Here is a 12,651-nt window from a genome sequence, read left to right on the forward strand (position 1 = left end):
TCAAACGTTTAATGCAGCTATCCGGCTGACATACTTACCAATAATATCGAACTCAAGATTCACTACACTACCTTCTTCGATCTGGTGAAAGTTTGTATGTGCGTGAGTGTAAGGGATGATGGCCACCTTAAAGCTGTTCCAGGTGGGTTCAACCACGGTAAGGCTTACACCATTCACGGTTACGGAACCTTTATCTACCGTCAGGTATCCTTTTTTCGCCATTTCCTTGTCGAACGCGTAAGCAAAGGTGTAATACCAGCTTCCTCCGGCTTCGGTTACATTTTGGCATACTGCCGTCTGATCTACATGTCCTTGTACAATATGCCCGTCGAGACGGCCATTAAGAGGCATGCTGCGCTCCAGGTTCACTTTGCTTCCGATCTCCAGCAGGCCCAGGTTCGACCGTTCCAGTGTCTCCCGGATAGCCGTCACGGTATAAGTATCCCCATCCAGTGACACCACCGTGAGACAGACACCGTTATGCGATACGCTCTGATCGATTTTCAACTCAGCAGCAAAGGAACATCTCAACGTGATGTGGAGGTTTTCCCGCTCCCTGTTAAGAGCCACTACTGTGGCCGCTTCTTCTACTATTCCTGAAAACATATGATTAATTCGATGATGTGATATTATTACAACTGTATTTACCAGATTGATGCACGTGCCTCTTTCGGAAGATACATTGGACTGGAAGGTTGAATATGAAAGGCTTCATACCAGGCATCGATATGAGGCAAGGCACCATCTACACGCCATCTCCCGAGCGAATGCGGATCGATCTTCGTGAGCCGGAGAATTTCTGCATCGCGCACATTACCAGCCCATAGGTTGGCATAGCTCAGGAAGAAACGCTGTACAGGCATAAACCCGTCTATGGAATCATCCGACTGAGCTTGCTTAGTTTTCTGAAAAGCCTGGTAAGAGACCTGTAGTCCGCCATGGTCGGCAATATTTTCACCCAGTGTAAAAGTACCATTGGCATGTACCGTGTCAAGAACGACAATGTTATCGAAGTAATTCACCAGTACGTTGGCCCGCTCTTCAAATCTTTGTGCATCGCCGGCAGTCCACCAATCGGTAAGATTTCCCTCTTTGTCGAACTTTCTTCCCTGATCGTCGAAACCGTGAGTCATTTCATGACCTATTACCACCCCGATGCCGCCATAATTGATTGCATCATCTCCGTTCATATAAAAGAAAGGCGGTTGCAGAATACCCGCAGGAAAACATATCTCGTTTGAAGAGGGATTATAATAGGCATTCACCGTTTGTGGCGACATATACCACTTGGTCTTGTCCACCGGCTTTCCCAAATCAGCGATCATCTCACCATATTCAAATTCAGAGGCACGCACCATATTCTGCCAGTAGGAGTCTTTTGTGATTTCAAGGGAAGAATAATCTTTCCATTTATCGGGATATCCTATCTTGACAATGAAAGTACCCAGTTTTTCCTGTGCTTTGTTTTTGGTCTCTGCATCCATCCATTCGAGCTGGCTTATACGCTCTCCCAAGGCTGTCTTCAGATTGTCTACCAGGTTAAGCATCCGCTCTTTGGCTTGTGCCGGGAAGTATTTTTCCACATAAAGCTGTCCCACGGCTTCTCCCATCGCTCCATTCACCGCATCTATTGTCCTTCGCCAGCGTGGACGAAGCTCCTTGCTGCCGCTCAGCGTCTTTCCATAAAATTCAAAATTTGCATTTACAAAATCATCACCAAGGTAATTGGCTGCCGAATTAATCACTTTCCAGCTCAGGTAATCCTGTAATACCGCTACCGTCTCTTTCCGGATGATGGCAACCGCTGCCTTCACCGGTTCAATTTGTGAAACATTCAGGCTGTCTATATCTTTGGCGCCCATGGCCTCAAGATAAAGTTCCCATTCAAAAGGAGCTACCTGCGTGTTGAGATCGGCCACCAGCATCTTATGGTAATTCAGTTCCGGAATGCGCCTCATCTCTTTGGTAACATGCGCCTGTGCCAGTTCGGTTTCAAGTCGCATCACATTGTCTGCGGCCTGCTTTGCTGCAGCTTCTGCATACCCTGCATTCCGGAATTGGGTTTCCATGAGTGTAATATATGCGTTGCGCAGCATTTGGGAGTGATCGTCGGCAACCAGATAATAATCCCTGTCTCCCATGCCGATGCCCGACTGGTAAATGTGGGCGATGTTCATCTCGCTGTTTTTATCGTCTGCACCCACGGTAAATCCAAAAAATGGATTGGAGGCATAACGGCTCACCTTGGCCATCAGCTTCACTATATCTCTCTTATCCTTTGCGGCGGCAATCTCTTCAAGCTGTGACCGGAGCGGTGCCGCACCGTCGCTGTTCAGCTTCACGCTGTCCATACCCAACGCATAGAGGTCGCCCACCTTCTGCGCGTTTGATCCGGCAGGATTCTCCTGCGTACCCAGCGCCGTGATCAGGCTCTGTATCTGCACCTGATTCTCTTCACGCAACATATCGAAGGAGCCGTAGCGGGCATATTCGTCTGGAATGGGATTGGCCTTCTGCCAGCCTCCTGTAGCATATTGATAAAAACTCTCCCCGGGCATAACTGTCGAGTCGAGGTTCGAAAGACTGAGCTGCCCCTGCGGCTGCTCTGCTTTTTTTCCTGTACAACTTGTGGTTATCATTACAGACATGATAATGAAGAAATATAAAATTCGTTTCATACTTTGAATATCTGGATTTATACAAAAGTACAAAAAAATTTCATCCCGCAGTAACAATATCAGACAGCGAACAAAGCGTTAAGTTGTGCCTCTGCAAATCTACACCCTCCGCATAAAAACAGAAACAAGGCATGGATCACTCCCCGCCCTAAGGTGATAATTCAATCAAGCCTGGCAAGCTCTTCCTTGATCTCGAGCAATATTTTTTCACTTACAGGCACCAGAGGCAGACGAAGCCTGTTTTGAGCCATTCCTTTAAGATTCAGGATACATTTCACACCCGCGGGGTTACCTTCCACAAAGATCAGATGAAAAAGCCGGTTGAAATCCTTTTCCATCTTGTGGCGGACATTTATGGCATTGCCTTCAAGTGCACTGTTTACCAAACAGGACATCTCTCTTGGAAATGCGTTCCCAAATACTGAGATGACACCAATCCCACCCATCTCAATTACGGCAGTCGTAATGGCATCATCACCGGAGATGAGATGAAAACCCTGTGGAGCATCGTCGATAATAGCCTTTATCTGGTCCAGATTGCCCGAAGCCTCCTTCACAGCAATCACATTGCTACAGGCACGAGCAATACGAAGCGTGGTCTCTGCAGTCATATTTACACCGGTTCTCCCGGGGACATTATAGAGAATAAGAGGCAACGGCGACGCCTGTGAGAGCGCGTAATAATGTTGAAAAAGACCTTCCTGGGTGGGCTTGTTGTAATAGGGTGTCACTGAAAGTACCGCGCTGATGCCCGTAAAATCGACATGTTTAAGTTCTTCCACTACATCCGATGTATTATTTCCACCCACACCCATTACGACAGGTATCCTGCCATCCACTTTCTTCACGATAAAACGCACTATCTCGGCTTTTTCATTTTTACTAAGGGTAGGCGTTTCGGCTGTGGTACCCAACGCTACAATATAATCGGTACCATTCTCCAACTGAAAATCCAACAACCGGGAAAGTGCATCAAAATCAATGGCACCATCTTCCCTGAAAGGAGTAATTAATGCTACTCCCAAACCCTGTAAATGAATATTTGTCATGAATTGGTAATTTTTTCTTGCAATTTATCTCCGGAAAGCACATTTTAGTCTTAAAATGTTTCCAAAACGCAAAGGTACATATTTTTCAAAAATCAGACCCACATCTATTAAAAAACCTTCGCCATCGGGAATTATATCGGTGTGAATGTGTATCTTTGTAAGAGTATCCATCAGTTTCTGTTTAACTGACTGCTGCCATGCAATTCCGACCTGAAACATACCGACTGCCCGACCTGCCGATGCAACCTTTTGTCGACAGTGAAGAAATATGGGAGTATTTGAATAGCACCCTGTCCACTCCTGAAAAAGTGCGGAATATTATCAGCAAATCTCTGGATAAAAACAGATTGAATCTTGAAGAGACTGCCATTCTCATCAATGCGAATGACAAAGAATCGATAGAGTATATAAAAAGAGGGGCCAAAGATCTTAAGAAAAAAATCTACGGAAACCGGATTGTAATTTTTGCCCCGCTTTACATAGGGAACAAATGCTCGAACAACTGCACATACTGTGGTTTCAGAGCTTCAAATAAAGGACAGGTACGAAAAACACTCACCGACGACGAACTGGTGAAGGAGGTGGAAGCTTTGGAGGAGAACGGCCAGAAACGTTTGATTCTGGTATATGGAGAGCATGCACAGTATAACCCCCGATTTATTGCTGACACAGTCAGAAAGGTATACAGCGTAGAAAAAGGAAACGGGAAAATCCGCCGTATCAACATCAACGCAGCCCCCCTTGAAATTGACGGTTTCCGGATCGTAAAAGAAGCAGGTATCGGAACGTATCAGATATTTCAGGAGACCTATGATCGCGAGGCTTATAAAACATATCATCTCCGCGGGAGAAAGGCCGACTTCAATTACCGGCTTACAGCACTAGACCGTGCACAGGAAGCAGGCATCGACGATGTGGGCATCGGAGCGCTGATAGGTCTGTATGACTGGCGCTTTGAAGTGATGGGGCTGGTTCGTCACACCAACCATCTGGAAGCATGCTATAACGTGGGACCACATACGATTTCTTTTCCAAGAATAAAGGATGCGTCCATGCTTCAGATGGGAGACCGCTATTTTGCTTCCGATGAAGACTTCACACGTCTGGTGGCTATTCTCCGCCTGGCCGTGCCCTATACAGGCATGATTCTCACCGCCCGTGAACCGGCCAGGCTCCGTAATGAGCTGATACAATACGGCGTGTCTCAGATCGACGGCGGAACAAAAGTTGAGTTGGGAAGCTATGTCAGCAGTGAGCAAAATCACGATCTGAACAGGGGACAGTTTCGGATTAATGACAATCGTTCGCTCAATGAAATCATCGACGAACTGCTGGCACAGGATATGCTGCCTTCATTTTGTACCGCATGCTACCGCCTCGGGAGAACCGGCGAACATTTCATGGAGTTCTCCGTGCCAGGCTTTATCAAACGGTTTTGTACTCCCAACGCCATACTCACATTGGCAGAATATCTTGTAGACTATGCTCCTGAAAGAACAGCAAAAGAGGGATGGAAAGTGATAGAGAAAAATATGGACAGCCTCAGTGAGAGTATGCAAAAAGAGGTACGTCACAGAATAGTCAAAATAAAAGAGGGCGAACGGGATTTGTACTTTTAATAATCAGTTGTCTGATTACCAAAAGCGACCTTGTATCCCGCTGAATGTATAAATCAGGAACTTAACGCTGACTGTTGAACGCTGATAAATAATAAAATGAGTGTAAATAACCTTCATATCGGCATCTTCGGCCGGAGGAATACCGGAAAGAGCTCACTGATCAATATGATTACCGGGCAGGATATCTCCATTGTCTCCGATGTTCCGGGAACTACAACCGACCCTGTAAAGAAGTCGGTGGAGATATTCGACATTGGACCGGCCATCCTGATAGACACTGCCGGAATTGACGACCTGGGCGAAATTGGTTCAAAGAAAATTCGGAAATCACAGGAAGTAATCCGCAGGGTCGATTGTGCCATTTTACTGATTGCAGGAAATCAGTTCGGCGACTATGAGGTGAAACTGATCGAACAATTTCAAAAGAATGAGGTACCTTACCTCATTGCCCACAACAAAAGCGATATAGATAAAATAGCTGCGATTACCAAAAGTGCCATCCGGCGACACTCCCAGGCGGAAATTATCGATTTCAGCACGATCGACCCGGCAGACAAGGAGCGGTTAATTACCGCTTTAAAGCAGATCGTTCCCGAAGTAGCCCTTCAGAAAAGTTCATTGATCGGCGATCTTGTGAGACCCGGGGATGTAGTGTTGCTCATCACCCCCATAGACAGTGAAGCACCGGAAGGACGGATGATTCTGCCACAAAATCAGACGATCCGCGACGCACTGGATAACAAATGCATTACCATCGTGATAACCGACATCGGGTTACCCGACTTCCTGAAGCTGGGCATTACCCCTGCACTGGCAATCACCGACAGTTCCGTATTCGGGGTTGTGGCCGGGATACTGCCTGAAGAAATCCCGCTGACAAGCTTCAGCATTCTTTTTGCACGATTGAAGGGTAATTTTGATCTTTTCATGGAAGGGACTCGGCACATTGCAAAGCTTAAGGAGGGGGATTCCGTGCTTATTCTGGAGAGTTGTACACACCAAAACAGTTGCGATGACATCGGAAGGGTAAAAATTCCAATGCTGCTGCAGCAGTTTACATCAAAAGGATTGCACTTCACAGTTGTCTCAGGCCTCTCGGAGCTTCCGCCGGATCCAAGCGCCTTCTCACTTGTCATCCAATGCGGAGGCTGCATGATTACACGAAAACAGCTGATCAACAGACTAAAGCCGTTTATCGAGGCAGAAATACCCATCACCAACTACGGAATGGCACTTGCATTTCTGAATGGAATTTTTGAAAGGGCAACCTGCATTTTCACGAAAAGAGCAGGTGTATAAAAATATCGTACATCAATCATATGTTAGAGATTCTTCAGAAAAGCATGCTGTCGAAAGAGGAGATTGTTTCATTGCTCTCCCTTAGAGGGAATAAACAGCAACAACTGTTCAGTCATGCTGCAAATGTAAAACGACAACAGACAGGTAATATTGTCTGGCTTCGGGGGCTAATCGAACTCTCCAACCGGTGCATGAAGGATTGTTATTACTGTGGTATCAGATGTTCGAACAAAGAAGTCACCCGCTACAGTCTCACACACGACGAAGTGATGCAGGTAGTGACGCGGGCTTATGAGAAGGGATACGGTTCCGTGGCAATTCAGTCGGGAGAAGTCTCCTCAAAAACTTTCACGGACAAAATTAACAAAATGGTATCTGATTCCAAAAGGATGACCCAGGGAAAGATAGGCATCACCCTCTCCTGTGGTGAACAGTCTGAAGAGACCTATCGCCGTTGGTTTGAAAGCGGTGCCGATCGCTATCTCCTACGTATAGAGACTTCTTCGGAAGCATTGTACGGCAGATTGCACCCCAATGATGACATGCATAGCTATGTCAAACGGGTAAAAGCATTGGAGTCGCTCCGGAAAACAGGGTATCAGGTGGGTACGGGAGTCATGATCGGATTACCTTTTCAGACAAATGAGATGCTCGCAGACGACCTGCTCTTCATGAAGCAGTTCGATATTGACATGTGCGGCATGGGACCTTATATTGAACATACCAACACGCCGCTATATGCATTCAGGGAACAGCTTCCACCGGTCACAGAGAGGCTCAGCCTGAGTTTGAAGATGATTTCACTGCTACGTATCCTGATGCCCGACATCAATATTGCGGCCACCACCGCACTGCAGGCTATCCAGAAAGAGGGACGCGAACTCGCCATTCTGGCTGGAGCCAATGTGCTGATGCCAAACATCACTCCGAAACAATATCGTGACGACTACATTTTATATAACAGGAAGCCCCTCCCGGTCCACAGCGACGATGATGAGCTTGCTGCACTGGAAGAACGTCTGAAGGCCATAGATCACGAAATCGGATATTTCAGACAGGGAAATTCACTTCATTACAGGAAATTTATACGTAACAATTTTTATCCTCTTTCCACGTAGCGCGTGTGCAACAGATGATGCGATTGCTCTCCAAGGGGTTCTATAAGAAAATCATCATACAGACTGATGATCTCCGGGTTTTCGTGCGACTTGCGTATCGTCTTGTGCTCGTCTTCGAGGTAGATGGATGCCGCTCTTTTCTCGCGGACCTCCGCATTGGTCGGTATGGGTTGCCCACCTCCGCCCAGACATCCTCCCGGACATGTCATCACCTCGATGAAGGTATAGGGCGATGTACCGTTTCTTATCTGATCGAGCAGGATACCCGCATTTTTCAATGTGTGCGCAACAGCCACCTTCACGATGGTTCCATTCAGATTTATATCGGCTTCCCTTATCCCTTCCTGGCCCCGGACAACATAAAAATCGATATGTTCCGGCGGTTTCCCTGTATAAAGTTCATAAGCAGTCCTTAAGGCTGCTTCCATCACTCCACCCGTGGAACCGAACAGCACCGCTGCACCGGTCGACTTTCCCAGGGGGCTGTCAAACTCCTCGTTCGGGAGTTGCGTGAATTCAATGCCTGTTTCACGAAACATGCGCGCCAACTCCCGGGTAGTCAAAGAATAGTCGACATCAAAAAAATGCTCCTCCTGCGAAAGATTCATCCTCTCTTTCCAGTATTGAAATGCCCCATCCATTTCGGGCCTGCGGGCTTCATATTTTTTGGCAGTACAGGGCATGACCGAGACCACCACGATCTTTCGGGGATCAATGCCCGCCTTTTGGGCATAGTAGGTCTTGGCTACTGCCCCAAACATCTGTTGCGGCGACTTACAGGTGGAGAGATGTCCCAGTTGCTCCGGATAAAAATGCTCGATAAACTTGATCCATCCAGGAGAACAAGAGGTAATCATTGGCAATATACCGCCGTTATTTATGCGACGAAGCAGCTCGTTGCCTTCTTCCACAATGGTAAGGTCAGCCGCGAAATCGGTGTCAAAAACCTTCGAGAAGCCAAGACGTCGCAGCCCGGCCACCATCTGCCCGGTGACAAGGCTTCCATAAGGCATGCCCATCGCCTCTCCTATACCCACACGTACAGCTGGTGCTGTTTGCACAAGAACCACTTTTTCCGGATCCTGCAAGGCTTTTCTCACTTCGCCGACAGCACTTTTCTCCGTGATGGCTCCGGTAGGACATACCAGCGCACACTGGCCACAATTTGTACAGGCTACAAGCCCAAGACCTTCGTCGAGGAAAGTGGAAATCCTTGTTTTAAGACCCCGTCCCGCAAAATCAATTGCTTTCACATTCTGCAGGTTACTGCAAACAGCGACGCATCGCCCGCAAAGGATACATTTTTCCGGATCGCGCACCAGGGAAAGGGATGATTCATCTTTCGCATAATATTCTTTACGGGTTCGCTCAAAACGTCTCATATTGACCCCCATCACGAAGGTCAGCTGTTGAAGTTCACAATTTCCATTCCGGTCGCAAATCAGACAATCCTGCGGATGGTTGGCCAGCAACAGTTCCACATTCAATTTCCTGGCCTCCATGGCACGGGGACTGTCTGTAAATATCTCCATTCCCTCGGCTACCTTTGTGATGCAGGAGCGCAACAACGACCTGGCGCCCTTCACCTCAACCACACACACGCCACAGGAAGCATTCTGAGACACATCCTTCAGATAACACAACGAAGGCACATGAATGCCCGCCGTGCGGCATGCCTGCCAGATGGTACTTCCTTCGGCGGCCTGAACTGTCCGGTTATTTATTCTGACTTCCATCGTATGCTTGTTTTATCTATTGACATCGTACATCACACCGAAGACACCTTTCCACCTCATTCCTTGCCTGCTCGCCCGTAAACCCGAAGGAGATCTCATTGAAATTGTTTACCCTGTCTCTCACCGAGAGCCTTCTGGCCATATTTTTGGGACTGGGCCTCGGATTCCGGGGAACCTCATTTCCGTAATGAAATTCGCGCGACAAGAGGGAGAATCTCTCTTTGCCCATCAGCGCCCTATCGATAGCGGCGGCGGCCTTCTTTGCCATTCCCATTGCCTCGGCAGCGGTTGCGGGACCGCTGACAACGTCGCCACCGGCGTAGATTACGGGATCAGATGTCCGGAAGGTAAACCGATCCACGGCAATTCGTCCATCCCTTGTCAGCGATACCCTGCCTGCCAGCTCCTCCGAAGAGACCTGCTCTCCTATTGCCAGAATCAGGGTATCGCAGGGAATATCCTCAAACAATCCCGTTGCAACCGGATTTCTTCTTCCGGAACGATCTATGCTTCCTGGTTTCATTTTTTCGATGCGCAACGCCCTGACAACTCCCGCACTGCCGGTAACAATTTCGTGAGGAGCTGCGAGAAAACGGAATTTTATCCGCTCCTCTTCCGCCTCTGATATCTCCACTGCATTGGCCGGCATATCTCTCTTTTCGCGCCGGTACACAATAGTCACCTCCTTACCAAGCCGCAGGAGAGAACGTGCAGCATCAATGGCCACATTGCCCGCACCCACGATCACAACCCGCTGTCCTGTTTGGGGAATCCTGCCCATTGCCACTTCCTTCAGAATCTCACTCCCGGCAAATACCCCTTTTGCATTTTCACCCGGGATGTGTAGGACCGTATCTTTCCATGCACCTATTGCCAGAAAGAGCGCGTCCGACTCTTTTTTTAATTCTTCCGGCAAAAGATTTCTTCCCAGCCGTCGATTCATTTTAAATTGAACGCCCAGTCTTCTGATCAATTTTATCTCTTTCTGCAGAAGTTCTTTGGGCAAACGATATTGAGGTATGCCATAACGGAGGATTCCGCCTGCCTCAGGCATCGCATCGTAAACCGTCACATCGTGTCCCAGACGTACGAGATAAAAGGCTGCCGTGAGTCCCGCAGGACCTGCACCCACGATGGCAATCCTTTTGCCTGTGGGCGGCAGCTTCTCCTTGATCAGCTTCCGGTATATATCCTCCTCCTTTCCAAGTTGATAGATGGTGTCGGCCAGATAGCGATGTATCTCGCCCTGCGAAACAGGCTGGTCGAGCATCTCACGGCGACAGCGCATCTGACAATGGAAATGACAGATCCGTCCCAGTGTACCCGGCAATGGATTGTCGCGCAGGGTAAGTTCAAATGCATCCTCCCATCGCTCCTCCTTTATCAGTTCAATATATCCGGGAATGTTCATGTGCAGCGGGCAACTATTTTCGCACAGCGCCGGGAACAGGGACTCGCAGGTACCGGCATGACAGCGTTTTTCCCTTATATGCTCCTCATACTCATGCCGGAAATATTTCAACGTTGTCATGACCGGATTGGGAGCTGTCTGCCCGAGCGCACAGAGCGACGAATCCTTGATCACCCCGCCAAGCAGTTCAAGCATGGCCAGGTCGGTAGCAGTCCCCTGCCCCCGGGTGATGCGGGTGAGGATGGCGAGTGCCTGGGCAAGTCCTTCGCGGCAGGGCGTGCACTTGCCACATGACTCTCCTGCATTGAATTCGAGAAAGTAGCGCGCCACATCCACCATGCAGTTGTCCTGATCCATCACCACCATGCCGCCCGACCCCATGATGGCCCCTATGCTGTTCAGCGATTCGTAGTCGACCGGTGTGGAAAAATATTCCAACGGTATGCACCCTCCCGATGGTCCTCCTGTCTGTACCGCTTTCACCCGTTTGGGGGTGCCCGTTCCTTCACCAATGGCGAATACAAACTGCTCCAGCCTGGAGCCAAGCGGAAGTTCCACCAGTCCGGTATTCTTTACCTTGCCAACCAGCGAGAAGACTTTGGTACCGGCGCTTTTCCCCGTCCCGATCGCTTTGAACCACGCACTCCCTTTCTCCATAATGACCGGGACGTTACACCAGGTCTCCACGTTGTTGATATTTGTAGGTTTTCCATACAACCCCCTGCTTGCCGGATAGGGGGGACGAGGCATCGGGCGGCCGGCTTTTCCTTCGATGGATGCGATCAGCGCCGTCTCTTCACCACAGACAAATGCACCGGCTCCTTCCACCACATCCAGCCTGAAGTTCAGTCCGGAACCCATAATATTCCTGCCCAACAGCCCCAGCTCCTCAGCCTGCGCGATCGCTTTTTTCAACCGCTTCACGGCAAGAGGATACTCTGCTCTTACATAAGCAATTCCACTATCGGCGCCCATCGCATAAGCGCCAATCAGCATCCCCTCGATCAACATATGGGGGTCGCTCTCAATTTCATTGCGGTTCATATAGGCGCCGGGGTCACCCTCATCGGCATTGCAGATAATATACTTGCGATCAGACTCCTGCTTCTGCATAAGAGACCACTTTACCCCGGCAGGGAAACCGGCGCCGCCGCGTCCGCGGAGGTTCGACACAGTCACTTCGCTGATTACTTCGGCCGGCGAAAAACCGGCAAGCACCTTTGCCAGGGCACTGTAGCCTCCAACAGCAATATAATCCCTGATCTCTTCGGGATCAATGAGCCCGGCATGCCGCAACACCACCTTCTGCTGTCCCTTAAAAAAAGGAATCTCATCCCAATGAGGGATATCCTCATATCCTTTGCCAAACTCCACACTGGAGGTCAGAAAATCCCACCTGTCGATCCGGCACAAAAGCTTACTCCGGCAGAGCCTGTCTTTTACAATGCTTTCAACGATACGAACCGCATCCTTTTCGTTCACTTTACTGTAGACAAGCATCGGCACACCCGGCCGGTAGAGCATAACCACCGGCTCTTCGGCACAGAAGCCGAAACATCCTGTCTGCTTGAGTATGCATTCGATACCGTCCTCCGCTATCTGCCTCATGATACGGTCGTGGACCACGCCTGCACCATTTCCGATACCACAGGTACCCATCCCCACCAGTATCATCGGCACATCAGGAAGAATTCTCCCCTTATCCTGTTCCTGTAATATTTTAATTTCGGACGGTCTCATA

At 48.9% G+C, this 12,651-nt stretch carries 8 protein-coding genes; 3 read left to right on the top strand and 5 right to left on the bottom strand.

Going from position 1 to position 12,651, the window contains the following annotated elements; translation table 11 throughout:
• The 3 genes from AC1HCU_RS11850 to dapA form a co-directional block, all read right to left on the bottom strand.
• A complete protein-coding gene (locus tag AC1HCU_RS11850) occupies nt 1-606 on the bottom strand; it encodes a riboflavin synthase (RefSeq protein ID WP_480366219.1) in 606 nt (201 codons plus the stop codon).
• Nucleotides 607-644: 38 nt separating this feature from the next.
• On the bottom strand, nt 645-2,678 hold the full coding sequence (locus AC1HCU_RS11855; protein WP_480366221.1) for a M13 family metallopeptidase: 2,034 nt from the start codon (nt 2,676-2,678) through the stop codon (nt 645-647).
• 161 nt (nt 2,679-2,839) lie between these two features.
• Nucleotides 2,840-3,727, bottom strand: a complete 888-nt coding sequence (gene dapA / locus AC1HCU_RS11860) for a 4-hydroxy-tetrahydrodipicolinate synthase (protein WP_480366223.1) — start codon at nt 3,725-3,727, stop codon at nt 2,840-2,842.
• 197 nt (nt 3,728-3,924) lie between these two features.
• Between dapA and hydG the strand changes: the two genes are divergently transcribed.
• The 3 genes from hydG (at nt 3,925) to hydE (ending at nt 7,763) form a co-directional block, all read left to right on the top strand.
• Complete coding sequence (gene hydG / locus AC1HCU_RS11865) at nt 3,925-5,346, top strand: [FeFe] hydrogenase H-cluster radical SAM maturase HydG (protein ID WP_480366225.1); 1,422 nt, start codon at nt 3,925-3,927, stop codon at nt 5,344-5,346.
• Between the two features lie 96 nt (nt 5,347-5,442).
• On the top strand, nt 5,443-6,645 hold the full coding sequence (gene hydF, locus AC1HCU_RS11870; protein WP_480366227.1) for a [FeFe] hydrogenase H-cluster maturation GTPase HydF: 1,203 nt from the start codon (nt 5,443-5,445) through the stop codon (nt 6,643-6,645).
• A gap of 20 nt (nt 6,646-6,665) precedes the next feature.
• Nucleotides 6,666-7,763, top strand: coding sequence for a [FeFe] hydrogenase H-cluster radical SAM maturase HydE (gene hydE / locus AC1HCU_RS11875; RefSeq protein WP_480366229.1), 1,098 nt, complete (start codon nt 6,666-6,668; stop codon nt 7,761-7,763).
• Here the strand turns inward: hydE and AC1HCU_RS11880 are convergent.
• Nucleotides 7,745-9,499 (bottom strand): NADH-dependent [FeFe] hydrogenase, group A6, encoded by a 1,755-nt coding sequence (locus AC1HCU_RS11880; RefSeq protein WP_480366231.1) that lies wholly within the window; start codon nt 9,497-9,499, stop codon nt 7,745-7,747. The two genes, hydE and AC1HCU_RS11880, sit on opposite strands and share 19 nt — an antisense overlap.
• A gap of 16 nt (nt 9,500-9,515) precedes the next feature.
• Nucleotides 9,516-12,650 (bottom strand): FAD-dependent oxidoreductase, encoded by a 3,135-nt coding sequence (locus AC1HCU_RS11885; protein WP_480366233.1) that lies wholly within the window; start codon nt 12,648-12,650, stop codon nt 9,516-9,518.
• Nucleotide 12,651 lies beyond the last annotated feature (1 nt).

Source organism: Proteiniphilum sp. LBM24028 (assembly GCF_056629195.1).

Coding starts and splice junctions, on each gene's coding strand:
- AC1HCU_RS11850 (WP_480366219.1), bottom strand. CDS start 606: ATGTTTTCAGGAATAGTAGAAGAAGCGGCCACAGTAGTGGCTCTTAAC.
- AC1HCU_RS11855 (WP_480366221.1), bottom strand. CDS start 2,678: ATGAAACGAATTTTATATTTCTTCATTATCATGTCTGTAATGATAACC.
- dapA (WP_480366223.1), bottom strand. CDS start 3,727: ATGACAAATATTCATTTACAGGGTTTGGGAGTAGCATTAATTACTCCT.
- hydG (WP_480366225.1), top strand. CDS start 3,925: ATGCAATTCCGACCTGAAACATACCGACTGCCCGACCTGCCGATGCAA.
- hydF (WP_480366227.1), top strand. CDS start 5,443: ATGAGTGTAAATAACCTTCATATCGGCATCTTCGGCCGGAGGAATACC.
- hydE (WP_480366229.1), top strand. CDS start 6,666: ATGTTAGAGATTCTTCAGAAAAGCATGCTGTCGAAAGAGGAGATTGTT.
- AC1HCU_RS11880 (WP_480366231.1), bottom strand. CDS start 9,499: ATGGAAGTCAGAATAAATAACCGGACAGTTCAGGCCGCCGAAGGAAGT.
- AC1HCU_RS11885 (WP_480366233.1), bottom strand. CDS start 12,650: ATGAGACCGTCCGAAATTAAAATATTACAGGAACAGGATAAGGGGAGA.